This window comes from Cellulomonas sp. Y8 (assembly GCF_008033115.1).
Lineage (GTDB): Bacteria > Actinomycetota > Actinomycetes > Actinomycetales > Cellulomonadaceae > Cellulomonas.
The window spans coordinates 1,013,993-1,038,310 of sequence record NZ_CP041203.1; the positions used below are offsets into that span (position 1 = coordinate 1,013,993).

Genomic DNA, 24,318 nt, shown 5'->3' on the forward strand with positions numbered 1-24,318 from the left:
ATCACACGCCACCGACACCCGGGGCACGCCGACCGGGCGCGTCCCGAGCCCGTCCACGGGGCCCGGCGGCCCCCCCTCGAGCGGGCGGCGACCCGGTGCGTGCGTACCCACGGACACCCCGCTGAGCGCCCGCCCGCCGTGGCTATCATCGCCCGATGGACCAGCCCCCCGCCGGCCGCGGACGCCCGGCGCGCATGCCCCGCGCGCTCCGCCGCGCGCAGGTCCTGGCGATCGCCCAGGAGCTGTTCACGTCCGAGGGCTTCCACCACGTGTCGATGGACGACATCGCCGACCGCGCCGAGGTCAGCAAGCCGGTGCTGTACCGGCACTTCCCGTCCAAGCTCGACCTCTACCTCACCGTCGTCGACGCCCGCGGGGACGAGCTGCTGTCCGCCGTCGACGCCGCCGTGGCCATGCACCCGCCGGGCGAGGTCCGGCCGCACGACGCCCGCGCCATCCTCACCGGCGTGGTGCGCGCGTACGTGGACTTCGTCGACGGCGCCGGGGAGTCGTCCGCCCTGCTGTTCGAGTCGGACGTCCGGCACGACCTGGAGGTGCGCGCCCGGGTCGAGCGGGCCACCGAGGCCGTCACCCGCCGGCTGCAGTCGGTCCTCGGCGAGGTCGCGGGCGTGCCGGCCGAGACCGCCGCCCTGCTCGCGCCGTCGGTCGCCGCGATGGCCCAGGCCGCCGCGACCCGCCGGCTCCGGGCACCGGACGGCAGCTCCGCGCGCGACACCGCCACGCTGGTCGCGCGGCTGGCGTGGGGCGGCGTCGCCGGGTTCGTCCCCGGGGCCGCCGGGTCCGACGCCGAGCCTGCCGACGGGTCGCACGACGTGTCCACCCAGGGCGAACGCGGGCCGCTCGACGACCCCGGGGACGTCGGCCCGGCCTAGGATGACCGGGCAGCGACACGACGGACGAGGAGACGACGAAGCGTGGACATCACGATCGGTGTGCAGAACCTGCCCCGCGAGCTGGTGATCGAGTCGGACCAGACGGCCGACGAGGTCACCGCCGCCGTCACCGAGGCCCTGAACGGCAAGCCGGTGCTCGAGCTGACCGACAACCGCGGCCGGCGCGTCATCGTGCCGTCCGCCTCGATCGGCTACGTCGAGATCGGCACGGAGTCGAAGGGCCGCGTCGGCTTCGGCGCGATCTGAGCGGCACCCGCAGACGCAGCGACGCCCCGCACCGGTGATCCGGTGCGGGGCGTCGTCGTCTCCGGCGGGCGCCCGGCCGTCAGGCCGTCAGGCCGTCAGGCCGTCAGGCCGTCAGGCCGCCCGGCCGTCAGGCCGTCAGGCCGCCCGGCCGTCAGGCCGTCAGGCCGTCAGGCCGTCAGGCCCAGCCGGGACATGCGGCGGGTGTGCTCGGCCGTGAGCTCGCCGAACAGCTTCGCGGGGGCCGCGCCGTCGGCCTCGGCGACCGCCGCCTCCGCTGCGGGGGCGGCGGCCGCGGCGGCGGGCTCCTCGGCCGCGGCCCGGGCCTCCGCCTCGCGGCGGGTCACCAGCCGGCCCAGGGCGGGGTGCGCCGACATCGCCTGCTGGACGACGCCGAGCGCCTCGCCGACCAGGCGGCGGCCCCACAGCGCGAGCCGGGACACCAGCACCTCGTCCTGCGCCCCGGCGGCCTCGAGCTCGCCGACGGCGAGGTTCGCGTGCGCCGCGTCGTCCAGCACCTCGAGCAGGAGCGCGCGCGACCGGTCGTCCACGGCGGACGCCGCGATCCGGCAGAAGTCGTCGGACACGCCGTCGGCCACGTAGGACCGGAGCAGCCGCTCCCACCAGGTGCTGGGCTGCGTGCGCGAGTCGAAGTCCTCGAGCAGCCGCGCGTACGCGCCGAGGCACCGCTCGGGCTCCCCGCCCAGCTCGACGACGCGGGCGAGCACCCGGTCCCGGCGGTCGACCGCGGCGGCGGCCAGCCGGCTGAGCTCGAGCTGCTGGGCGGTGGTGGGGGCGACGCGGGCGTCCTCGGCGAGCCGGTTGAACGCGACGTGCTGCAGGTGGGCGACCAGCCCGAGCAGCTCGACGGTGTCGGCGGCCTCGGGGGCGTGCTGCGCCGGCGGCTGGGCCTGCGGCTGGGCGTCGTGAGCGACCTCGGTCATCCCTCCAGGGTAGCGCCGTGCCCGCAGGGGGCCTCGCCCGGTCCGGGTGCACGCGGCTAGGATGGGGCCAGCTGAGGGACACCGGACGCGACCTGGAGGCGGGGAGGCGCGTCGCCCGTCTCGTGCACCCGGAGGGTCCCTCGTGTCCGCCCTGAACGCCTACGCGCGTCTGTTCCGCCTGGCCGGCCCGGCCTACGTCCTCGTCGCCTTCCTCGGCCGCCTGCCGATGGCGATGGCCCAGCTCGGCACCCTGCTGCTCGTCTCGACCGCCACCGGCACCTACGGGCTCGGCGGCCTCGCCGCGGGCGCGCTCGCCGTCGCGAACGCGGTCGGCGCGCCGGTCGCCGGCGGTCTCGCCGACCGGTTCGGCCAGCGCCCCGTCGTCCTCGTGCAGTCGCTCGCCGGCGCGACCTCGCTCGGCGCGCTGACCCTGCTCGCGCACCAGGGCGCGGGCGGTGCCGCGCTCGTCGCGGTCGCCGCCGTCACGGGGCTCGCGCTGCCGCAGGTCGGCCCGCTCGCCCGCGTCCGCTGGCGCCCGATCACCGCCGGCACCGGCCCCGAGCAGCGCCGCCTGGTCGACGCCGCGTTCTCCTACGAGGGCGCCGTCGACGAGGCGTCGTTCGCGATCGGCCCGGCCCTGGTCGGGGTCGTGGCCGTGTGGCTGTCCCCCGCCGGCGCGCTCGTCACGGCCGCCGGCCTGCTGGCGGTGTTCGGCACCGCGTTCGCCCTGCACCCGACCGCGCGGCGCACCGCGACCGGCCCGCACACCCGCCCCTCCGGCAGGCTGCTCACCCCCGCGTTCGCGGTGCTCGTCGTGGCACAGGCCGCGGTCGGCGTGCTGTTCGGCGCCACCCAGACCGGCACCACCGTGCTCGCGACCCAGGCGGGCCAGCCCGGGCTCGCGGGTCTGATCCACGCCGTGCTCGGCGTCGGCAGCGCGGCCGCCGGCATCGGCACCGCGTTCATCCCGGCGCGGATCGGGCAGGAGCGCCGGGTGCTCGTCGCCGCGTGCGCGCTCGTCGCGCTGTCCTGGCCGCTGCTGCTGGTCGACTCCCTGCCCGCGCTGACCGCCGCCGTCGCGGTGCTCGGGTTCGCCGTCGCGCCGTACATGATCGGCGTGTTCTCGCTGGGCGAGCGGGTCGTCCCCGCGGGGCGCACCGGCGCGGCGATGACGGCCCTCGCCTCGGCGACCGGCGTCGGCTACGCGCTCGGGTCGAGCATCGCCGGGCGGCTCGCGGACGCGTCCGGGCACACCGCCGCGTTCGCGGTCACGGTGACGACGACCGCGGTGGCGCTGCTGGTCGCGGCGACGCAGCAGCGCCGGCTGCGGGCCGCCGTGCTGGCGGCGGGGACCGCGCACGGGGCGGACGGGGAGGCCTCCGAGGAGCGCTCCCCGGAGGCGGCCGTCGCGGGCTGACGACCGGCCGCGCTCCGGATCGAGCGGGGGCGGCGGGGGGCGAGGTCGGTTCCCGGGGCGGTCCGGGCGGTCTCCGGCCGGCTCCCGGCACGCCTGCCGCCCGCGGCCTCCCCGCGGTCCGGGCGCCCCTGCGCGTATCATCGGGCGTGTTCATCGGTTGCCCGGTCGTCCCGACCACGGTGCGCCGAGCGAACCGCGGCGCCCCCGGCGCCCGGCCCGCTCTCGCTGACTTGCACGATCGGCTGCCGGACCACCTGTGGCGATGCCCGTCGCGGACCCCCTCGCGGGGCGCGACGCGCCGCACGCCACCTTCACGAGTGAAGAGCAGTCCGTGACCTCGACCGAACCCAGCACCACCGACGCCCTCGCGCCCGAGGACGTCGCCGTGGAGACCATCGACACCCCCACGGCCGCCTCCGTGCAGGCCGCCGACGTGACCTTCGCGGACTTCGACGTCCGCCCCGAGATCGTCCAGGCGCTCGCCGACGCCGGCATCAGCACCCCGTTCCCCATCCAGGCGATGACCCTGCCCGTGGCGCTGTCCGGCCACGACATCATCGGCCAGGCCAAGACCGGCACCGGCAAGACCCTCGGCTTCGGCGTCCCGCTGCTGCACCGCGTCGTCGCCCCCGGCGAGGAGGGCTTCGACACCCTGCCCGCGCCCGGCAAGCCGCAGGCGATCGTCATCGTCCCGACCCGCGAGCTCGCGGTGCAGGTGGCCGGTGACCTGGAGACCGCGTCCAAGCGTCGCTCCGTCCGCATCGCGCTGCTCTACGGCGGCCGCGCCTACGAGCCGCAGATCGAGATGCTGCAGCGAGGCGTCGAGGTCGTCGTCGGCACCCCGGGCCGCATGATCGACCTGATGAACCAGGGCCACCTGGACCTGTCCCGCATCAAGTGCGTCGTGCTCGACGAGGCCGACGAGATGCTGGACCTCGGCTTCCTGCCCGACGTCGAGAAGCTGCTGGCCCGCACCCCCGCCTCGCGGCACACGATGCTGTTCTCGGCCACCATGCCGGGCGCCGTCGTCGCGATGGCCCGCCGCTACATGACCCAGCCGACGCACATCCGCGCCAGCGAGCCGGACGACGCCGGCCAGACGGTCAAGAACATCAAGCAGGTCGTCTACCGCGCGCACGCGCTCGACAAGGTCGAGGTGCTCGCCCGCATCCTGCAGTCCGAGGGCCGCGGCCTGACCATCGTGTTCGCCCGCACCAAGCGCACCGCCGCGAAGGTCGCCGACGAGCTCGTCGAGCGCGGCTTCGCCGCCGGTGCGCTGCACGGCGACCTCGGCCAGGGCGCCCGCGAGCAGGCGCTGCGCGCGTTCCGCAACGGCAAGGTCGACGTCCTCGTCGCCACCGACGTCGCCGCGCGCGGCATCGACGTCGACGACGTCACGCACGTCATCAACTACCAGTGCCCCGAGGACGAGAAGACCTACCTGCACCGCACCGGCCGCACCGGCCGTGCCGGCAACAAGGGCACCGCGGTCACGTTCGTCGACTGGGACGACGTCCCGCGCTGGGGCCTGATCGACAAGGCGCTGGAGCTCGGCTTCCCGGAGCCGCAGGAGACCTACTCCTCCTCCCCGCACCTGTACACCGACCTCGGCATCCCCGAGGGCACCACCGGGCGCCTGCCGCGCTCCAAGCGGACCCGCGAGGGCCTCGACGCCGAGGTGCTCGAGGACCTGGGCGAGACCGGCAAGCGGCACTCGTCCGGCCGGGACTCCGGCCCGCGCGACGGCGGCCGCGGCGGGCGGGACTCGGGCGGGCGCGGCGGTGCCGGCTCCGGCTCTCGCGAGGGCGGGCGCGGCGAGGGCCGCGGTCGCTCCGAGGGCTCGCGGTCCGAGGGCGCGCGTTCCGAGGGCGGCGAGGGCGGTCGCTCGCGCAGCCGGCGCCGCGGCGGCTCGGGCGACGCCCCCGTCGCGTCGGGCGCGGTCGAGGGCTCGACCGGCCCCGCCGAGTCGACCACCGGCCCCGCCGAGGGCCGTGAGGAGGGCGCCGCCCCGCGCCGGCGCCGCAACCGCCGGCGCACCCGCGGCGGCCGCCCGGGCGCCGAGGGCGAGTCGGCCCCGGCCGCTCCCGCGGAGGCCTGAGCCTCCCGCAGCACGACGAGGGCGCCCCGGCCACCGGCGGGGGCGCCCTCGCGCTGTCTCCGGAGGGTGCCGCGAGGCCGGCGCGTGTGCGCCGAGGTCGTCGGTTCCGTCCACGGAAGGGGTGGCGCAAACGCCGACCTCGGGCGCAACCGGCGACCCCGGCCCGCGCGACCGGGCTACGCCGGGTGCGTGTCCGCCGTCGGCGGAGCCGGGGTGGTCGCCAGGGCCCAGCGGATCAGCCGGGTGATGGCGTGCCCGCCCGCCGGCGCCAGGGTCGCGTCCAGCCACGGCACGTCAGGCAGCCCCAGCGGGGCGCGCGCCGCCCGCGGCAAGCCGGCGACGGCCGCCGCCGCGAGCACCCCGTACGGCAGCCGGACCGGCACGGGCAGGGGCGGGTCGGCGAGCAGGAACTCCGCGGCCTCCCGCGCCGCCGGCGTCCCGCGGAGCTCCGGGAGGTAGGAGTCGAGCGCCGCGTGCAGCCCTGCGGCCGTCTCGGGCAGGTCCTCGGCGCCGAGCGCCCGCCCCACCCGCGCCGACTGCGCCACGTAGGCGTCGCAGCCCGCGGCGTCGAGCGGCCGCGCCCCGTACCGCTGGTGCGCGGTGAGGAACGCGTGCGCCTCGGTGATGTGCACCCAGCGCAGCAGGTGCGGGTCCGAGGCGGCGTACGGCTCGCCCTCCTCGGTGACGCCGGTGATCCGGTCGTGGATCGCCCGCACGGTCGCGACCGCCTGTGCCGCGTGCTCCGCGGTGCCGAACGTCGTGACCGCGAGGAACGTGCTGGTGCGCTGCAGCCGGCCCCACGGGTCGCCGCGGTAGCCGGAGTGCGCCGCGACGGCGGCCATCGCGAGCGGGTGCCAGGACTGCAGCAGCAGCGCGGTCAGCCCGCCGACGAACATCGACGCGTCGCCGTGCACCCGCCGGATCGCGTCGTCCGGCCCGAACCAGCGCGGCCCCGGGGTCAGGTGGATGCGGTCGCGCACCTGCGGGCCGCGCGGACCGGCGACGCGGGCGAACAGCTCGTCGCCGAGCCGCCCGCGGAGGGAGGGAGTGCTCACGCGCCGATCCTCGCCCCGCGAGCGCCGCACGGCGACCCCGGCGCCGGCGTCCGCCGCACCGAGCGAGCAACCGACGCGTCGAGGGAGTAGTCGGCGCGTACTCGTTCGACGTGTCGGTTACCCGCTCGACGGCCGGGCAGCGCGGCAGCGCGGCGCCGGGCAGCGCGGCAGCCCGACAGTGCGGGCGCGCTACGCCGCCTTGACGAACGCCGTCACCGCGTCCGCCACCAGCTGGACCGCGATCGCCGCCAGCAGCAGACCGGCGATCCGCGTCACCAGCGTGGTGCCCGAGTCACCCAGCAGCCGGTGGATGAACCCCGCGAACCGCATGGCGAGCCAGAGGCACACGTGCACCAGCACGATGCCGACCGCGATCGCCACCCAGTCGGCCAGCGTCCCGTCGCTCTGCTGCACGAACACCATCACCGCGACGATCGCGCCCGGCCCCGCGAGCAGCGGCGTCCCGAGCGGCACCAGCGCCACGTTGACCTTGGAGTTCCCGGACGGCTGCGGCTCCTCGGACTTGCCGGTCAGCAGCTCCATCGCGACGAGCAGCAGCAGCAGCCCGCCGGAGGCCTGGAGCGCGGGCAGCGAGATGTGCATGTACGACAGCAGGCTCTGCCCGAACACCGCGAACGCGAGCACGACGCCGAAGGCCACGAAGATCGCCTGCCGGGCGGCGCGGTTCCGCTGCTGCCGGGTCATCGCGCCGGTCAGGCCGAGGAAGATCGGCACCGTCCCGGGCGGGTCCATGATGACGAACAGGGTGATGAAGACCTCGGACAGCAGCCGCCAGTCGAGCACCGCGCTCATCCGCACACCACCGCCGTGCGGCCCCGGCGCTCGATCTCCGCGAGCACCTCCGGCGCCGTCGTGTTCTCGCCGAGCACGTTGTCCTTCCCCGTCCCGTGGTAGTCGCTCGAACCCGTGACCAGCAGCCCCAGCCGGTCGGCGAGCGCCGTCAGACGCGCGCGCTGCTCGGGGGTGTGGTCCCGGTGGTGCACCTCGAGCCCCACGAGCCCGGCCTCGGCCAGCTCCTCGATGTCGGAGTCCGGCACCACCCGGCCGCGGCCGTCGGCGCCGGGGTGCGCGAACACCGGCACCCCGCCGGACGCCAGGACCGCCTCGACGGCCTCGACCGCCTCCGGCGCGTAGTACGGCACGTAGTACCGGCCGCGCGCGGACAGCAGGTCCGCGAACGCGGCCGTCCGGTCGGGCACGACACCCAGCGCGACCAGCGCGTCCGCGATGTGCGGCCGGCCGACGACGGTGCCGGGCGACTGCTGCGCGAGCACGTCGTCCCAGGTGATCGGCAGGTCCTCCGACAGCCGCTCGACGATCGCCCGGCCCCGGTGCAGCCGCGCGTCCCGGGTCTGCGCGACCACGTCCGCGAGCGCCGGGTGCGCCGGGTCCTGCAGGTACGACAGCAGGTGCACGCTGACGCCGCGCGACAGGGCGGACACCTCGGTGCCGGGGACGAGGGCGACGCCGACCCGGCGGGCGGCGTCGGACGCCTCGGCCCAGCCGGCCGTCGTGTCGTGGTCGGTCAGCGCGACGACGTCGAGGCCGGCCGCGGCGGCCGAGGCGACCAGCTCCCCCGGGGTCTCGGTGCCGTCGGAGACCGACGAGTGGGTGTGGAGGTCGATGCGCACCGCGCAAGGCTACTCACCGGTACCGGTGACCTGCGCCGCCCGCCCCCTGGTCCCGTCCGCGGTGCCAGACTGGGCGCATGGCCACCGACCCCACGCCCGAGACCCCCGCGCCCGCCCTGTCCGAGCCCGCCGAGGGCGAGCAGACGCTCGCCGACCGCGGCTCGAACCGCAGCCAGCGCCCCCAGTCGGCCGCGTTCCTCGACTGGGTGACCTCCGGCTGGGCCGAGCGCCCGGCGAGCACCGCGGTCGCGGGTCCGGCGGCCCCGTTCACCGCCGCGCGGCGCGCGCGCCTGGCCGCCGCGTTCCCGGGCGAGCGCCTCGTGGTCCCGGCCGGCTCCTACAAGGTGCGGTCGAACGACACCGACTACCGGTTCCGCCCGCACTCCGCGTTCGCCCACCTCACCGGCCTGGGCGCCGAGCAGGAGCCCGACGCGGTCCTGGTGCTGCACCCCGCCGCGGACGGCGAGGGCGACGAGCTGCCCGGCGGCGGCCGGTCGACGCACCGCGCCGTGCTGTACATGCGCCCGCTCGCGGGCCGGGACACCGAGGAGTTCTTCTCCGACGCCCGGTACGGCGAGTTCTGGGTCGGCCCGCGCCCGACGCTCGAGGACATGGCGACGGTCACCGGCATCGCGACCGCGCACAGCGACGACCTGCGCGACGCCCTGGCCAAGGACGCGGGCGCCGACGGCGTCCGGGTGCTGCTGGTCCCGGGCGTGGACGAGGCGGTCGAGGCCGTCGTCGAGGAGATCCGCGCGACGGAGGACGCCGGGGAGCGCGACGCCGCGCTGGTCGAGGCGCTGTCGGAGCTGCGGCTGGTCAAGGACGAGCACGAGGTCGCCGAGCTGCGCAGCGCCGTCGCCGCGACCGCCGAGGGCTTCGCGGAGGTCGTCCGCCGGCTGCCCGAGGCCGTGGCGCACCGCCGCGGCGAGCGCGTCATCGAGGGGACGTTCCTGTCCCAGGCGCGCGTCGAGGGCAACTACGTCGGCTACGAGACGATCGCCGCCGCCGGCCCGCACGCCACCACCCTGCACTGGACGGACAACGACGGGCAGGTCCGCGAGGGCGAGCTGGTGCTGATCGACGCGGGCGTCGAGGTCGACTCGCTGTACACCGCGGACGTGACGCGGACGCTCCCGGTCGACGGCACGTTCACCGACGCGCAGCGCCGGGTCTACCAGGCGGTGCTCGACGCCGCGGACGCCGCGTTCGCGGTCGCCGTGCCGGGCAACCGGTTCCGGGACGTGCACGCCGCCGCGATGGACGTGATCGCCGACCGGCTCGGCGCGTGGGGCATGCTGCCCGTCTCCGTCGAGGAGTCGCTCAGCCCCGAGGGCCAGCAGCACCGCCGCTGGATGGTGCACGGCACGAGCCACCACCTCGGGCTGGACGTGCACGACTGCGCGCAGGCCCGCCGGGGAGATGTACCTGGACGCGGTGATCGAGCCGGGCATGGTGTTCACGATCGAGCCGGGCCTGTACTTCCAGGTCGACGACCTCCGGGTCCCGGAGGAGCTGCGCGGCATCGGCGTGCGGATCGAGGACGACGTGCTCGTGACGGCCGACGGCAACGAGAACCTGTCGGCCGCGCTCCCCCGCACCCCGGAGGACGTCGAGGCGTGGATGGCGGGGCTGCTCCCCCGCTGACGCCACGGTCCCGGCAGCACGACGGCCCGGTCCCCTCCGCGCGGGGGGACCGGGCCGTCGGTCGTCAGTCCTGCTTCTCGGCGCCCGGCGGGGTCTCGGGCGCACCCGACGGCGGCGCGGCCGGCGGCTGGGGCGCGAGCTGCCCGTAGCGCGGCTCGGCCGGGGGCTGCTGCGGCGCGAGCTGGCCGTACCGCGGCTGGGCCAGCGGCTGGCCGGGGGCGACCGGGGGCTGGCCCGGCGCGGGCTTCCCCGGCGCTGCCTGCGGGTACGCCGCGGTCGGGTCGGAGGGCCGCGCGCCCATCGGGTGCGCCGGCGGCACCGGCGTCGCCGCGCCCACCCGCACGCCGCCGACCTCGCGCAGCATCTGCCGCGCCTCGTGCGCGCGCTCGGCCCGGCACAGCACCGCGTACTGCGCGGCGACGATCTGGCTCTGCGACGTGAAGTCCCGCTTCCCGCGGCTGGTCGCGTACACGAGCACCGCGAGCAGCAGGCCCGCGGCGCCGCCGAACAGCACGGCCGCGAACAGGATCCCGGAGGAGCCGCCGGACAGCAGGAACAGCAGGCCGATGAACACGCCGAACCACGCGCCCGACCCGAACCCGCCCATCGCGACGCGGGCGTAGGTGAGCCGGCCGGTGACGCGCTCGACCATGCGCAGGTCGGTGCCGACGATCGTCACCATCTGGACCGGGAACTGGTGGTCCGAGAGGTGGTCGACGGCCTTCTGCGCCTCGAGGTACGTGCCGTAGGACGCGACCGTCTCGCCCTGGGGCAGCGTGGGCGTCTGGGGGATGCGGGCACCGCCGGTGAACGACATGCCTCCATCCTCGCCCCGCGGGGGGTCGCGGCGCCAGGCGGCACGGCCGATACGCAGGGGTTTCATGGTCCGCGTCCAGGCTCCGGCCAGGGTCGCCCGGGCTCCGGGACCACCCGCGTCGCGGCGCGCCGCACCGCCGGGCGCCGTCTACGCTGACCACCGTGAGCGGCACCGGGACCCGAGTCTTCGTCGCGCGCCTCGCCGGCACCAACGTCTTCGACCCCATCGGCGACCAGGTCGGGCGGGTCCGCGACGTCGTCGTGCTGCTCCGCCCCAAGGGCGCCCCGCGCGCGGTCGGCCTGGTCGTCGAGGTGCCGGGCAAGCGCCGCGTGTTCGTGCCGCTGACCCGGGTGACCGCGATCGACGCCGGCCAGGTCATCTCGACCGGCCTGGTGAACATGCGCCGGTTCGAGCAGCGCCCGTTCGAGACGCTGGTGGTCGGCGAGCTGTTCGACCGCACCGTGCAGCTCGCCGACGGCTCCGGCTCGGCGACGGTCGAGGACGTCGCGATCGAGCGCCAGCGCAACGGCGACTGGCTGGTCGCCAAGGTGTTCGTCCGCAAGCACACGGGGCGCGGCGGGCTGCTGCGCCGCCGCGGGGTGCCCGAGCTGCTCGACATCGAGGAGATCGCCGGGCTCGCCCGCACCGCCGCCGACGCGCAGGGCGCCGCGCTGCTGCTCCAGCAGTACGACGAGCTGAAGCCCGCGGACCTCGCCGACGTGCTGCACGACATGGGCTCGACCCGGCGGATGGAGGTGGCGGCGGCGCTGGACGACGAGCGCCTCGCCGACGTGCTCGAGGAGCTGCCCGAGGACGACCAGGTCGCGATCCTGTCCCACCTCGAGCGCACCCGCGCCGCCGACGTGCTCGAGGCGATGCAGCCCGACGACGCCGCCGACCTGCTCGGCGAGCTCCCCGACGACCAGCAGGCCGAGCTGCTGGCCCTCATGGAGCCGGAGGAGGCGCGGGACGTCCGCCGGCTGCTCGCGTACGAGGACAACACCGCGGGCGGCCTGATGACGACCGAGCCGGTCGTCCTGGGCCCCGAGACGCCGATCGCCGCGGCGCTCGCCCACGTGCGCCGCAAGGACCTCACCCCCGCCCTGGCGTCGATGGTGTTCGTCGTCCGCCCGCCGCTGGAGACGCCGACCGGCCGGTTCATCGGCGTCGTCCACCTCCAGCGCCTGCTGCGCGAGCCCCCGCACGAGGCGATCGGCGCCCTGGTCGACACCGACATCGACCCCGTGCCCGCCGACGCGCCGCTGCTCGCGGTGACCCGCCGGCTGGCGACCTACGACCTGCTCGCGATCCCCGTCGTCGACGACGACCGCCGGCTGCTCGGCGCCGTCAGCGTCGACGACGTGCTCGACCACCTGCTGCCCGAGGACTGGCGCGAGACCGACGAGGAGGTGCAGCCCGTCCCGACGGGCGAGGTGCCCGCCGTCGGCGCCCGCGGCTCCCGCCCCGCGGCACGCCCGACCCCGAGGGGAGGCCGCCGTGGCTGACCGTCTCGACACCCCGAAGACCGCGCGCCGCAGCCTGCTGCCCAAGCTCGAGGACGACGCGTTCGGCAAGGTCTCCGAGGGCATCGCCCGGTTCATGGGCACGCCCAAGTTCCTGCTCTGGCTGAGCCTGTTCTGCGCGGCCTGGCTGGTCTGGAACTCCTGGGGCCCGGAGCACCTGCGGTTCGACAAGGCCGCCAACGGGTTCACCGCCCTCACGCTCATGCTGTCGCTGCAGGCGTCGTACTCCGCGCCGCTGATCCTGCTCGCGCAGAACCGCCAGACCGACCGCGACCGGGTGCAGGCCGAGCAGGACCGGCAGCGCGCCGAGCGGAACCTGGCGGACACCGAGTTCCTCGCCCGGGAGATGGCGGCCCTGCGCATCGCCCTGTCCGAGGTCGCCACGCGCGACTTCGTCCGGTCCGAGCTGCGGAACCTGCTCGAGGAGCTGGTCGAGGAGCGCGAGGCGGCCGAGGACGACGCCGCGGACACGGCGCGCGACGCCGCCGTCCGCGACCGGGTCGACCGCGGGCGCGCGGACCGCGCCCGCGACCGGGACCGCCGGGCGGTCGCGGACGACCGCGGGCGGACGCCCACGGGCTGAGCCGCAGGCCTGACGCCGGGGTCCCGGCCGGAGCCCCCGCGCGCGCACCTACGATGGACGGCATGTCGCCCGCGCTGGACACCCGTGACCCCGAGGCCGTCGCCGCCGCCGTGCGGGAGGCCCTCACCCGGGTGCTCGACCCGGAGATCCGGCGGCCGATCACCGACCTCGGCATGGTCCGGTCGGTCGACGTCGACACCACCCCGGCGGCGGGCGCGCTCGTCACCGTCGGCATCGACCTGACGACCGCGGGGTGCCCGCTGCGGGACACCATCACGAAGGACGTCACCGCGGCCGTGCGGACCGTCGAGGGCGTGGCGGACGTGCGGATGGCGCTCGGCGTGATGAGCCCCGAGCAGCGCGCGGCCCTCACCGAGCGGCTGCGCGGCGGCGCCGAGCCCGTGATCCCGTTCAGCAAGCCGACCTCGCTGACCAAGGTGTTCGCCGTGGCGTCCGGCAAGGGCGGCGTCGGCAAGTCGTCGGTCACCGCCAACCTCGCCGTCGCGATGGCGCAGCAGGGGCTGCGGGTCGGCGTCGTCGACGCGGACATCTACGGCTTCTCGATCCCGCGGATGCTCGGCGTCACCCAGCCGCCGACCCGGGTCGACGAGATGCTGCTCCCGCCGATCGCGCACGAGGTCAAGGTCATCTCGATCGGCATGTTCGTCCCGCCGGGCCAGCCGGTCGTGTGGCGCGGGCCGATGCTGCACCGCGCGCTCCAGCAGTTCCTCGCGGACGTGTTCTGGGGCGACCTCGACGTGCTGCTGCTCGACCTGCCGCCCGGGACCGGCGACATCGCGATCTCGGTCGCGCAGCTGCTGCCGGGCTCGGAGCTCGTGGTCGTGACGACCCCGCAGCTCGCGGCGGCGGAGGTCGCCGAGCGCGCCGGGTCCATCGCCACCCAGACCCGGCAGGGCGTCGTCGGCGTCGTCGAGAACATGGCGTGGCTGGAGCAGCCGGACGGCTCCCGGCTCGAGCTGTTCGGGTCCGGCGGCGGCGCGCGGGTGGCCGAGGGGCTGTCCCGGTCGACCGGCACGACGGTCCCGGTCCTCGGCCAGGTCCCGCTCGACATCCGGCTGCGCGAGGCGGGCGACGGCGGCACGCCGGTCGTGCTGACGGACCGGGACTCCCCCGCCGCCGTCGCGCTGCGCGGGGTGGCGACGGCGCTCACGGCGCGGTCGCGGGGCCTCGCGGGGAAGTCGCTGGGCCTCACGCCCGTCGGCCGCTGACCGCACCGGGCGCTCCCGGGCGTCCCGTCCGCGACCGGGATCCGTCCCCGGTCGCTGCCGCGCGCACGCCCCCGGTCCGACGGCCGTGGTCGCGCGCCCCGGCGCCGTCCCCCCGCGGACGGACCCCCGCTCGTCCGAGCGGGCGACCCGCGGCCGGCGCGGCAGGGCGGCCCGCCTCGCCCGTCCGGCCGACCCCGGCCGCGCCGATCTCAGGGGCGGTCCGGGGTCGTCCCCCGATGTGCCGCACCCCCGCTCCCCGGGAGTGTTCTGGGTATCAGAACCGACCGGAGGAGAGACGACGATGAACGGGATCTACGGCTTCATGTGGCGGCACGGCCTGGTCCGGCCCCGGGACGGCCGGGTGCTCGGCGGGGTGTGCGCGGGACTCGCGCGGCGTGCGGGCATCGGCGACTGGCCGATGCGCTGGCTCGCGCTGATCGTGCTGGTCGTGCTGCCGGGGACCCCGGTGCTCCTGTACCCGCTGCTCTGGGTCCTCCTGCCGCACCAGTCGTGGGTCGAGCGGTGGCACGGTCCCGAGGCGTACGCGCGGGCGTTCCCCCTCGCGCCGGCCGCCGCGGCCGCCTGAGCCGGCGGCGCACCGCGGGCGTCCCTCCGACCCGCGGTGCGCCGCCACCCCGCGCCGCGCGTGGGCATGTTGGTTCGTGTGCGGTCCTGGTGGATACTGTCGCGGTGCTCGCCAGCCAGCGTCAGGACCGCATCCTCGCGGAGGTGCGCGCCCACGGGGCCGTCCGGGTCGCCGACCTGGTCGAGCAGCTCGACGTCTCCGAGATGACCGTCCGCCGCGACATCACCGAGCTCGACCGCGCCGGCCTCGTGCGCCGCGTGCACGGCGGGGCGGTGGCCGCGGACGGCGGGCCCGGCCGGCCGACCGACGAGCCCGGCTTCGCCGAGAAGAGCACCTGGGCGACCGCCGAGAAGCGGGACATCGCCGCCCTCGCCGCCCGCACCATCGAGCCCGGCCAGGCCGTCGCGCTGTCGGCCGGGTCGACCGTGCACCTGCTCGCGCAGCAGATCGCCGCCGACCCCGCGCTGCGGCCGCTGACCGTGGTCACCAACTCGCTGCCGGTCGCCCGGACGCTGCACGAGGCGGCGGGCGCGGCGGGCGGCGCTCTCGACGTGATCCTCACCGGCGGCAGCCGCACCCCGTCCGACGCCCTCGTCGGTCCCGTCGCCGACACACCGCGCTCGCGACGCTGCGTGTCGACCGGTTGTTCCTCGGCGTGCACGGGCTCGACGAGTCGGGTCTGATGACCCCGAACCTCGCCGAGGCCGCCACCGACCGCGCCCTGCTGCGGTGCGCGGCCGCGGTGACGGTGCTCGCGGACCACACGAAGTGGGGCGTGGTCGGGCTCGCCCGGATCGCGCCCCTGGAGGAGGTGGACGTCGTCGTCACCGACGCCGGCCTCCCCGAACCCGCCCGGGCGGTGCTGGCCGACGCCGGCTGCGCGCTGCTCACCCCGACCGACCACCAGCCCGAGGAGCGATGACGCGCATGGAGCAGCAGCACGAGGACACCCCGGTGTGGGTCGGGGCCTGGGAGCCCGCCGCGGGGGCCGAGCGCGTGCGCGCGCTGTTCGCCGACCGGTTCGGCGCCGAGCCCGACGGCACCTGGTCCGCGCCGGGCCGGGTCAACCTCATCGGCGAGCACACCGACTACAACGGCGGCCTCTGCCTGCCGTTCGCGCTCCCCCACCCGCACCTACGTCGCCGTGCGCCGCACCGACGGCGACACCGTGCGCCTGGTGTCGGCGCAGGAGAGCACCGGCGTCCGCGAGGTCGCGCTGTCCGAGGTCGCGCCCGGCGCGGTGAGCGGCTGGCCCGCCTACGTCGTCGGCGTCGCCTGGGCCCTGCGCCAGGCGGGCCACGAGGTCGGCGGCTTCGACGTCGCGGTCGACTCGTGCGTCCCGTACGGCGCGGGCCTGTCCTCGTCCGCGGCGCTCGAGTGCGCGGCGGCCGTCGCGCTCGACGCCCTGTACGGTCTCGGGCTCGCGGGCACCGCCGACGCGCCGGACGACGCCGGGCGCGCCGCGCTGGCCGACGCCTGCATCCGCGCGGAGAACGAGATCGCCGGCGCGAGCACGGGCGGCATGGACCAGGCGGTGTCGCTGCGCGCCCGTGCCGGCCACGCCCTGCTGCTCGACTGCCGCGACGGGTCGACCCGGCACGTGCCGTTCGACCTGTCGGCGCACGACCTCGCGCTGCTCGTCATCGACACCAAGGCCGAGCACGCGCTCGTCGACGGCCAGTACGCCGCCCGCCGCGCCGCGTGCGAGGAGGCCGCGTCCCGCCTCGGGATCGCGACCCTGCGCGAGATCGACCTGGACGGGCTCGGCGACGCGCTGGCCGCACTGGCGCACGGCACCGGGCCGGTCGGCGAGGGCCGCGACGAGGTCGAGGTGCTGGTGCGCCGGGTCCGGCACGTCGTGACCGAGATCGCGCGCGTCGAGGAGTTCGTCGGGCTGCTCGACGACGACCGCGTCGAGGAGGTCGGGTCGGCGATGGACGCCTCGCACGCCTCGCTGCGCGACGACTACGAGGTGTCCTGCCGCGAGCTCGACGTCGCCGTCGAGTCCGCGCGGGGGGCCGGCGCACTCGGCGCCCGGATGACCGGCGGCGGGTTCGGCGGCTCGGCGATCGCGCTGGTGCGCGCCGACGCGGTGGACGCCGTGGCGGCGGCCGTCGCGGCGGCGTTCGCGGCCGAGGGCCTGCACGCGCCGGCGTTCCTGGTGGCCACGGCGAGCGCCCCGGCCGCCTGACCCCACGCCGGGCCCTCGCCGAGATCGGTGCTTCTCGCCGAGATCGGTGCTTCTCGCCGAGATCGGTGCTCCGGACCACCGATCTCGGCCCGGAGCACCGATCTCGGCGCGCGACGGCGCGGGCCGCGGGCGTCCCGTTCGTGCTCGTGGGAAGTCGGGGGCCGAAACCTGCCCCGGTAGTCCGCTTCGCGCGGTAGCGTTCGCCGCGAGATAGCGTGCGGCACCCCGGACCGCGCGCGTGGACCGGAGGAGGCGCCGTGGGCGTCACGCGCCGGATCGTGTTCCCCGCGATCCGCATCGTCCTGTGGGCGGTCATCGCCGTCGCGCTCGCGAAGATCGCGTTCGCGGGCGCCGACCGGGTGTCCGCGGCGGAGGACCCGCTGCAGCCGTCCGCCCAGGTCACCGAGCCGCAGGTGCAGGTGACCACCGGCACCGTCACCAACGCCGTGACCGTCTCCGCCTCGGTGGTCGCGGACGCGCCGAAGCCGGTGCGGGCGACGCTCGCCGGCACGGTGCACCGGCTGCTCGCCCAGGACGGGCAGGCGGTCGCCGCCGACACCCCGGTGCTCGAGCTGCGCTCGGAGACCCCGGTCGACCCCACGGTCACCACCGACCCCGAGACCGGGATGCAGACCGTCACCGAGAACAAGCCGAAGGTCACCCGGCAGACGGTGCTCGCGGGCACGGCCGGGACGCTGCGCCTCTCGGTGCTGAAGGACCAGGTCGTGGCCGTGGGCGACTCCGTCGGCACCGTCACCCCGGGCACGCTGTCCGTCCAGGGCACGCTGACCCCGGACCAGCAGTACCGGCTGGTCGACGCGCCGGGCGAGGCCACCGTCACGCTCAAGGGCGGCCCCGCGCCGTTCACCTGCACCGGGCTGCGGATCGGGGCTGCCGCGCAGGACGAGCCCGCGGACCCGCAGTCCCCCGACGCCGGCGCCTCCACCTCCGGGACCGTCTCCTGCGCGGTGCCGGCCGAGGTCACCGCGTTCCCCGGGCTGGGAGCGGACATCGAGATCGTGAACGGCACCGCCGAGGGCGCGCTCGTCGTGCCGGTGACGGCCGTGCAGGGCTCCGTGCAGAACGGCAACGTGTGGGTCGTCGGCGCGGACGGCGCGAGCGAGCAGCGTGCGGTGGTCCTGGGCCTCACCGACGGCAAGCAGGTGCAGATCGCCGAGGGGCTGGCCGAGGGCGACACCGTCCTGGAGTACGCACCGGTGTCAAGCCTGACCGACGTCGACTGCACCGACCCCGCCACGGCCGACCCGAACGTGTGCGGCGGATGAGCCTCCTGGAGCTGACGGACGTCACCCGGTCCGTGCGGCTGGCCGACGACCGGGTGCTGCACATCCTGCGCGGCGTCACGCTGAGCGTGGACGCCGGCGAGCACGTCGCCGTGGTCGGGCGCTCCGGCACCGGCAAGTCGACGCTGCTCAACCTGCTCGGGCTGCTCGACTCCCCCACCGAGGGCGAGTACCTGCTCGACGGCACCTCCACCCGTCGGCTGTCCGGCCGCCGGCGGGCGCGGCTGCGCGGGGCGTCGTTCGGGTTCGTGTTCCAGCAGTTCAACCTGCTGACCGGCCGGACCGTGCTGGAGAACGTCGCCGCGCCGCTGCTGTACGCGCGGGGCCGGCAGTTCTGGTCCCGGAACCGGCTCGCGGCCGAGATGCTCGAGCGCGTCGGGCTGGGCGACCGGCTCGACGACCTGCCCGACAAGCTGTCCGGCGGCGAGCAGCAGCGCGTCGCGATCGCCCGGGCCCTGGTCCGCCGGCCTCGGGTGATCCTCGCCGACGAGCCGACCGGCGCCCTCGACGTCGACACCGGCGGCGCGGTGATGACGCTGCTGGACGACATCGCCCGGGAGTCCGGTGCGGCGCTCGTGACGATCACGCACGACCTCGCCGTCGCCGCGCGGTCCAGCCGGCACTACCGGCTGGCGGACGGCGTGCTGGTGCCGGTGACGCTGGTGGCCCCCGACCGGCCCGGGTCGCTCGCGGAGTGGGTGGGCGACGTCCCCACGCTCGGCGCGACCGCCGACGGGACGCCGGCCGCCGTCGGCGCCGGCGCCGACCGCCCCGCGCTCCCCGGCGGTGCCGCGTGACCGGGCTGGCCGGCGCGCTCGTCGAGGCCTGGGACGAGCTGCGGGTCCACAAGCTGCGGGTGCTGCTGTCGCTGATCGGCGTCGCGGCGGCGGTGACCGCGATCACCGGCGTCACCGCCGCCGTCGACATGCTCGGCCAGGCGATGCGCGAGCAGACCGAGCGGTGGAACGGCCGGGAGACCACGATCAGCGTCTCCGCGTTCTCGATGACCGGCACGGCGGACGGCTCGGCCGCGTCCGCCGCGATGCTCGACGTCGTCGACCGGTACGCCGTGACCTACGCGTCGCGCACCACCTGGGGCCAGGTCGCCGCCGAGCTGCCGGGCGGCGCGCAGGTGCTGAACGGCCAGATGGTCGACCCCGCGTACGGGATCATCCACCGCATCACGCCCGCCGAGGGCCGGTACTTCGTGCCGGGCGACGCGGACCGGCTCTCGCCGACGCTCGTCGTCAACGAGGCGTTCCTCGCCGCGCTCGGCGCGGACGACCTGTCCGGGCACCCCACCGTCGTCCTGCAGGGCCAGCAGCCCGTCACGGCCGAGGTGATCGGGGTGGTGCCGAACCAGTACACCGACGAGGCGCCGACGTATACGGTGCTGTTCGACCAGGCCGACCGCTGGGGCCTGGCGGTCGACCCCTGGGGCCAGGGCTCCCAGCCGCCGACCCTCGAGCTGTGGGTGCCGCCCGCCGACGTGGACGCCCTGCGCGAGCGGGTGACCGCCGACCTGACCGCGGCGCTGCCCGGGTACCAGGTCGACGCGTACACGTCGGAGGGCAGTCCGGCCGTGCTGGACGCCGCCTCGCGCTGGGTGGTGCTCGCGGTGAGCGGGTTCGCCCTGCTGCTCGGCGGCCTCGGGCTGCTCAACATCGCGCTCGTCACCGTCCGGCAGCGGATCCGGGAGATCGGCATCCGGCGGTCGTTCGGCGCCACGTCGGGCCGGGTGTTCTTCGGGGTGCTGCTCGAGTCGGTGGTCGCGACGCTGGTCGCGGGTGCGGTCGGGGTGGCCCTGGCCGTCGTCGCGCTCGACCTGCTGCCGGTCGACCGCATGTTCGGGACCGTCCTCCAGGACCGACCGCCGTTCCCGCTGTCGGCGGCGCTCACCGGGCTCGCCTGCGCCGCGGGCGTCGGCGCGCTGGCCGGGCTGCTGCCCGCCGTCTGGGCGGTCCGGGTCAAGGTGATCGACGCGATCCGGTACTGAGCGGCTACCCGCGCGGGAGCCGGCCGGCGTCCTCGTGCAGGGCGAACAGGATCGAGTACGGGCGCCCGTCCGGCGTCGGCCGGCGCGCGGCCAGCTCGCCGAAGAACGCGTCCACCCGGGACATGAGCTCGTCGTGCTCCGCCGCGCTGAGCCGGACCCCGAGCCGGGTCATCCGCACCGACTCGGGGTCCGCCTCGGCGACCTCCTCCACGAACGTCGACAGCATGAGCTGCCACTTGCCGGGGAAGTCGGGCGCGCGCCACGACTTCCGGGTGGCCCGGTAGGGCACCTCGCGCGAGCCCCGCGCGCCGCGGCGCACCGGGTCGGCCGCGAGGAACTCGCGGTCGACCAGCGTGCGGACGTGGTGCAGCACGGTCGCCGGGTTCTTGCCGAGGCGGTCGGCGAGCTCGCGGTTGGTCAGCGGCTCGTCCAGGCACATCCGCAGGATGCGGAGCCGCAGCGTGGACGCGAGCGCGCGGGCGTCGGCGTCGAGCCCGGCGGTGCCCTCGGGACGCGCCTCGGGGCCGGCCTGGGGTTCGGACGCGGGGTCGGGGGCCGGTGCCATGCTCCGATCCTAATCACTGATTGACTTCTCCCAATCAGTCACGCCACCCTGGTGCCATGTCGACCCCCGCACCCGCCGGCCCGCCGCTCGGCAGCACCGCGCCCGTCGAGCCGGACCCGCCCGGCAGGCGGCGCTCGCTCGCGCGGCACCCGGACTTCCGGCGGCTCTGGGCCGGCGACGCGTTCGGCCAGCTCGGCTTCCAGCTGACGAGCATCGCGCTCCCCGTGCTCGCGGTGCGGGACCTGCACGCCACCGAGTGGCAGATGGGCCTGCTGACCGCCGCCGAGACCGCGGCGTTCCTCGTCATCGGGCTGCCGACCGGCGCCTGGGTGGACCGGATGCGCAAGCGCCGGGTGCTCATCACGGCCGACCTGGTCCGGGCCGCCGCGCTCTCGGTGGTCGTGGTGCTCGCGCTGACCGGGCACGCCTCGATGGCGGTCCTGTACGCCGGGGCGCTGGTGATGAGCGTCGCGACGGTGTTCTTCGACGTCGCGCACCAGTCGTACGTGCCCGGGCTGGTCGGGCTCGCGCACATCGGCGAGGGCAACGCGAAGCTCCAGGCCACCCAGTCGGTGGCGCAGGTCGCGGGGCCGGCGATCGGCGGTGCGCTGCTGCGGGTCGTGCTCGCCCCCGTGCTGCTCGCGGTGAACGTCGCGACCTACCTGGTGTCCGCGCTGGCCCTGTCCCGGATCCGGAAGGTCGAGGAGCTGCCGCCCCGCGAGCACCGCCGGCCGCTCAAGGAGGAGATCGCGGAGGGGTGGCACTTCGTCGTCCGGCAGCCGCTGCTCCGCCGGATCGTGGCCTGCACCGCGATCGGCAACCTGTTCACCGCCGCCGCGGGCGCGGTCACGGTGATCTTCGCGCTCCGCACGCTCGGGCTCGACGAGGCCGCGTACGGCACCGTGCTGTCCGCCTCGGCCGTCGGCGGTCTGCTCGGTGCCGTCGCCTCCGACCGGCTGGTGCGGTGGTTCGGCGAGGGCCGGGTGATCCCCCTGTCCGCGCTGGCGTTCGCGCCGGGCGCCGCGCTGACCCCGCTCGCGGCGGTGCTGCCGTTCCCGCCGCAGGCCACGCTCATCGCGGGCGGGGCGCTGTTCTTCTTCGCGGTCGTCGTCTACAACGTCGCCCAGGTGAGCTTCCGGCAGCGGGTGTGCCCGCCGCCGCTGCTCGGCCGGATGAACGCCTCGGTGCGGTTCATCGTGTGGGGCACGACGCCGATCGGCGGGCTGCTCGGCGGCTGGCTCGGGCACACCTTCGGCGCGACCACCACGCTGTGGGTGGGGGCCGCCGGCGCGGTCGTCGCGGCGCTGCCGGTGCTGCTCTCGCCGCTGCTGCGGATGCGCGAGCTGCCGGGCGCGCCCACCCCGGAGTGACGCGTTCCCGCACGTCAGCGACACGCCCGGTTTGAGATGCTTCGGGCAACTTGGGCAGAGTGGGGTCCGTGCTCCGCCTGCTGCTCTCCGCCGTCATCGGGTTCTTCGTCGCCTCGGTCGTCCTCCGGGTCGCCGACCTGGACGCCGGGTGGGAGTGGGCGTTCGGCGTCTCCCTCGGGGTGATGGTGCCGCTGATGGTCCTCGTGTCGATCGGGCGCACGTTCGCCGGGTCGCGGCACGCCCGCCCGCAGGACGTCGAGGCCGCGCTCCGCGAGAACCGCGTCAGCCTGGCCAAGGTGCTCGACACCCGGGCCACCGGCACCACGATCAACGACCAGCCGCTGTGCGAGATCCGGCTCGTCGTCGCCTCCCGCACCCGCCCCGCGTACACCACGACCACGCGGAGCATCGTGAACCTGGGGCGGCTGCCCGGGCTGCAGCGCGGGGCGGTCGTCGTGGTGGCGCAGCTCGACGCCGAGCGGCCCGACGTCGCGCTGCTCGACCCGGCCCCCGCCGGCTGGCAGGAGATCGCCGACCGCGACACGTACGTCCGCGACCTGCCCGAGGCACCGGTCTGGGAGGCCGGACCCGCGCGGGGCCGCGACCGCCGCGGGCTGATCCGGATCCCGGCGGTGCTGCTCCTGGTCCTCGCGCTGGTCGGGTTCGGCGCGCGGGTCTGGCCCGTCCGCGACGAGGCGCTCGCGCTGGTGCAGGGCACGCCGCTCGAGGAGGTGCAGGCCGAGGCCGGCGCGGCGAGCGGCCCGGTCACCGACACCGAGACCGCTCCACCGGTCGACCTGTTCACGGCGGCGCACACGCGCCCGGCGGTCGACGACCTGGCCGCGGTGGCGGGCGGCACCCAGTTCACCGAGGTCGGGATCTACGGGGACTACATCGTCGCCGAGGGCCTCACCGCCCCGGGCTCGCCGACCACCGACCGGTACACCTGGCGGGACGGGGAGGCGGCCCGGGACGGCGCCGCCACGATCCAGCCCGACCCCGCCGAGCTGCCCGGCGAGCTGTTCGACGTGACCGCCGTCGACTGGTCGCTGGTCGAGCCGCTCGTCGCGCAGGTGCCCGACCTGACCGGGATCACGGCGCCCGACGGGCCGTCCGTGCTCGTGCGGCGGGCGACCGACCCGGCGGTCACCACCCCGGTCGAGTTCCACCTCTGGGTCGGTGACGAGTACTACGACGCGTACCTGACCGCCGACGCGACCGGGACGGTCGTGTCGATGCACGGCGGGCGACCGGGCTCGCCGTCGGAGGCGTGGGAGGCGGCGCACGCCGGGTGATCCCGGGGCGCCGCCGCACGGGTCAGACGTCGTAGGTGACGACCACCGGGGCGTGGTCGCTGAACCGCGCGTCGTAGGTCGCGGCCCGGTCGATCTCCACCGTCCGGGCGCGGTCCGCGAGCGACGGCGTCGCCAGCTGGTAGTCGATCCGCCAGCCGGAGTCGTTGTCGAACGCCTGCCCGCGCCAGGACCACCACGTGTACGGGCCCGGGCCCTCGCCGCCGTGCTCGCGGCCCAGGTCGCGCCAGCCCTGCTCGTCGAACCAGGTGTCCAGGTACGCCCGCTCCTCGGGGAGGAAGCCGGCCGCCTTGCGGTTGCCGCGCCAGTTCTTGATGTCGACCTCGCGGTGCGCGATGTTGAGGTCGCCCGCGACGACCACGTCCGCGCCCTCGCCCGCGAGCTCGGCGAGCCGCTTGGTCACGACGTCGAGGAACGCGTACTTCTCGTCCATCTTCGGGGTGCCGGCCTGGCCCGAGTGCACGTACGCCGAGACGACGGTGAGCACCCGCGGCTCCGCCCCGTCGGCGGCGGGCAGCTCGAGGTCGGCCTCGACCCAGCGTCCGCTGTCGGCGGGCACGCCCGTCCCGATCCCGATCCGCACCGCGCGCATCGGCAGCCGCGAGGCGATCGCGACCCCCGCGCGCCCCTTGGTCTCGCTGGCCTCGTGGGCCAGGTGCCAGTCCGCCGCGGACAGGTGGTCGCCCAGAATCTCGTCCGAGGCGCGCACCTCCTGCAGCAGCAGGACGTCCGGCCGGCGGGCCCCGACCCAGTCGGCCATGCCCCGCTTGAAGGCGGCCCGGATCCCGTTCACGTTCACGCTCGCTACCGTCAGCACGCGGACCATCCAACCTCATGCCACCGACACGCACGGACCGCCCCGGTGGCCGCC

General features: G+C 76.2%; 22 protein-coding genes and 2 pseudogenes. 17 read left to right on the plus strand and 7 right to left on the minus strand.

Annotated features, from left to right (window positions below; all coding sequences use genetic code 11):
• Positions 1-155: 155 nt before the first annotated feature.
• Complete coding sequence (locus tag FKM96_RS04540; RefSeq protein ID WP_147794233.1) at positions 156-893, plus strand: TetR/AcrR family transcriptional regulator; 738 nt, start codon at positions 156-158, stop codon at positions 891-893.
• Positions 894-935: 42 nt separating this feature from the next.
• Positions 936-1,160, plus strand: a complete 225-nt coding sequence (locus tag FKM96_RS04545; RefSeq protein ID WP_147794234.1) for a DUF3107 domain-containing protein — start codon at positions 936-938, stop codon at positions 1,158-1,160.
• A gap of 167 nt (positions 1,161-1,327) precedes the next feature.
• Here the strand turns inward: FKM96_RS04545 and FKM96_RS04550 are convergent, their stop codons facing one another.
• The gene (locus FKM96_RS04550) at positions 1,328-2,101 is read right to left on the minus strand and encodes a ferritin-like fold-containing protein (RefSeq protein ID WP_147794235.1); all 774 of its coding nucleotides are present in this window, start codon (positions 2,099-2,101) and stop codon (positions 1,328-1,330) included.
• Between the two features lie 142 nt (positions 2,102-2,243).
• On the opposite strand from FKM96_RS04550, the gene FKM96_RS04555 reads away from it, so the two are divergent.
• Positions 2,244-3,518 (plus strand): MFS transporter, encoded by a 1,275-nt coding sequence (locus tag FKM96_RS04555; protein ID WP_147794236.1) that lies wholly within the window; start codon positions 2,244-2,246, stop codon positions 3,516-3,518.
• Between the two features lie 331 nt (positions 3,519-3,849).
• Positions 3,850-5,616 (plus strand): DEAD/DEAH box helicase, encoded by a 1,767-nt coding sequence (locus FKM96_RS04560; protein WP_371300490.1) that lies wholly within the window; start codon positions 3,850-3,852, stop codon positions 5,614-5,616.
• 176 nt (positions 5,617-5,792) lie between these two features.
• Here the strand turns inward: FKM96_RS04560 and FKM96_RS04565 are convergent, their stop codons facing one another.
• From FKM96_RS04565 to FKM96_RS04575, 3 genes are all read right to left on the minus strand, one after another.
• Positions 5,793-6,671 carry an oxygenase MpaB family protein gene (locus FKM96_RS04565; protein WP_147794238.1) on the minus strand — a complete coding sequence of 293 codons (879 nt, stop codon included), beginning with the start codon at positions 6,669-6,671 and terminating at the stop codon, positions 5,793-5,795.
• Between the two features lie 189 nt (positions 6,672-6,860).
• On the minus strand, positions 6,861-7,484 hold the full coding sequence (locus tag FKM96_RS04570) for a MarC family protein (protein ID WP_147794239.1): 624 nt from the start codon (positions 7,482-7,484) through the stop codon (positions 6,861-6,863).
• Positions 7,481-8,323, minus strand: a complete 843-nt coding sequence (locus FKM96_RS04575) for a PHP domain-containing protein (RefSeq protein ID WP_147794240.1) — start codon at positions 8,321-8,323, stop codon at positions 7,481-7,483. The genes FKM96_RS04570 and FKM96_RS04575 overlap by 4 nt, the downstream gene beginning before the upstream one ends.
• A 77-nt stretch (positions 8,324-8,400) precedes the next feature.
• On the opposite strand from FKM96_RS04575, the pseudogene FKM96_RS04580 reads away from it, so the two are divergent.
• Positions 8,401-9,970 (plus strand): annotated as a pseudogene (locus FKM96_RS04580) (aminopeptidase P family protein).
• A gap of 64 nt (positions 9,971-10,034) precedes the next feature.
• Here FKM96_RS04580 and FKM96_RS04585 read toward each other — a convergent pair.
• The gene (locus FKM96_RS04585) at positions 10,035-10,787 is read right to left on the minus strand and encodes a general stress protein (protein WP_147794241.1); all 753 of its coding nucleotides are present in this window, start codon (positions 10,785-10,787) and stop codon (positions 10,035-10,037) included.
• Between the two features lie 161 nt (positions 10,788-10,948).
• Here FKM96_RS04585 and FKM96_RS04590 point away from each other — a divergent pair, with 161 nt between their 5' ends.
• From FKM96_RS04590 to FKM96_RS04630, 10 genes and pseudogenes are all read left to right on the plus strand, one after another.
• Entirely contained in the window at positions 10,949-12,292 is a 1,344-nt protein-coding gene (locus FKM96_RS04590) for a magnesium transporter MgtE N-terminal domain-containing protein (protein WP_147794242.1), read from the plus strand.
• Positions 12,285-12,893, plus strand: a complete 609-nt coding sequence (locus FKM96_RS04595) for a DUF1003 domain-containing protein (RefSeq protein ID WP_147794243.1) — start codon at positions 12,285-12,287, stop codon at positions 12,891-12,893. Before FKM96_RS04590 ends, FKM96_RS04595 begins: the two co-directional genes overlap by 8 nt.
• A gap of 62 nt (positions 12,894-12,955) precedes the next feature.
• Complete coding sequence (locus tag FKM96_RS04600; protein WP_147794244.1) at positions 12,956-14,122, plus strand: Mrp/NBP35 family ATP-binding protein; 1,167 nt, start codon at positions 12,956-12,958, stop codon at positions 14,120-14,122.
• Between the two features lie 301 nt (positions 14,123-14,423).
• Entirely contained in the window at positions 14,424-14,708 is a 285-nt protein-coding gene (locus FKM96_RS04605) for a PspC domain-containing protein (RefSeq protein WP_147794245.1), read from the plus strand.
• A 104-nt stretch (positions 14,709-14,812) separates the two neighbouring features.
• The gene (locus FKM96_RS04610; protein ID WP_371300491.1) at positions 14,813-15,391 is read left to right on the plus strand and encodes a DeoR/GlpR family DNA-binding transcription regulator; all 579 of its coding nucleotides are present in this window, start codon (positions 14,813-14,815) and stop codon (positions 15,389-15,391) included.
• Positions 15,364-15,630: a hypothetical protein gene (locus FKM96_RS22115; protein WP_371300492.1), complete on the plus strand. Its 267-nt coding sequence runs from the start codon at positions 15,364-15,366 to the stop codon at positions 15,628-15,630. Before FKM96_RS04610 ends, FKM96_RS22115 begins: the two co-directional genes overlap by 28 nt.
• 5 nt (positions 15,631-15,635) lie before the next feature.
• Positions 15,636-16,899, plus strand: a pseudogene (gene galK / locus FKM96_RS04615) (galactokinase).
• Positions 16,900-17,156: 257 nt separating this feature from the next.
• Entirely contained in the window at positions 17,157-18,185 is a 1,029-nt protein-coding gene (locus FKM96_RS04620) for an efflux RND transporter periplasmic adaptor subunit (RefSeq protein ID WP_147794246.1), read from the plus strand.
• Complete coding sequence (locus FKM96_RS04625) at positions 18,182-19,000, plus strand: ABC transporter ATP-binding protein (protein ID WP_147794247.1); 819 nt, start codon at positions 18,182-18,184, stop codon at positions 18,998-19,000. Before FKM96_RS04620 ends, FKM96_RS04625 begins: the two co-directional genes overlap by 4 nt.
• The gene (locus FKM96_RS04630) at positions 18,997-20,199 is read left to right on the plus strand and encodes an ABC transporter permease (protein ID WP_147794248.1); all 1,203 of its coding nucleotides are present in this window, start codon (positions 18,997-18,999) and stop codon (positions 20,197-20,199) included. The genes FKM96_RS04625 and FKM96_RS04630 overlap by 4 nt, the downstream gene beginning before the upstream one ends.
• Before the next feature lie 4 nt (positions 20,200-20,203).
• Here the strand turns inward: FKM96_RS04630 and FKM96_RS04635 are convergent, their stop codons facing one another.
• Positions 20,204-20,764, minus strand: a complete 561-nt coding sequence (locus FKM96_RS04635) for a transcriptional regulator (protein ID WP_147794249.1) — start codon at positions 20,762-20,764, stop codon at positions 20,204-20,206.
• A 56-nt stretch (positions 20,765-20,820) separates the two neighbouring features.
• On the opposite strand from FKM96_RS04635, the gene FKM96_RS04640 reads away from it, so the two are divergent.
• Both FKM96_RS04640 and FKM96_RS04645 read left to right on the plus strand, forming a co-directional pair.
• Positions 20,821-22,134: an MFS transporter gene (locus FKM96_RS04640; protein ID WP_147794250.1), complete on the plus strand. Its 1,314-nt coding sequence runs from the start codon at positions 20,821-20,823 to the stop codon at positions 22,132-22,134.
• Positions 22,135-22,202: 68 nt separating this feature from the next.
• The gene (locus tag FKM96_RS04645; protein ID WP_147794251.1) at positions 22,203-23,429 is read left to right on the plus strand and encodes a hypothetical protein; all 1,227 of its coding nucleotides are present in this window, start codon (positions 22,203-22,205) and stop codon (positions 23,427-23,429) included.
• A 22-nt stretch (positions 23,430-23,451) separates the two neighbouring features.
• Here the strand turns inward: FKM96_RS04645 and FKM96_RS04650 are convergent, their stop codons facing one another.
• Complete coding sequence (locus FKM96_RS04650) at positions 23,452-24,264, minus strand: exodeoxyribonuclease III (protein ID WP_147796921.1); 813 nt, start codon at positions 24,262-24,264, stop codon at positions 23,452-23,454.
• Positions 24,265-24,318 lie beyond the last annotated feature (54 nt).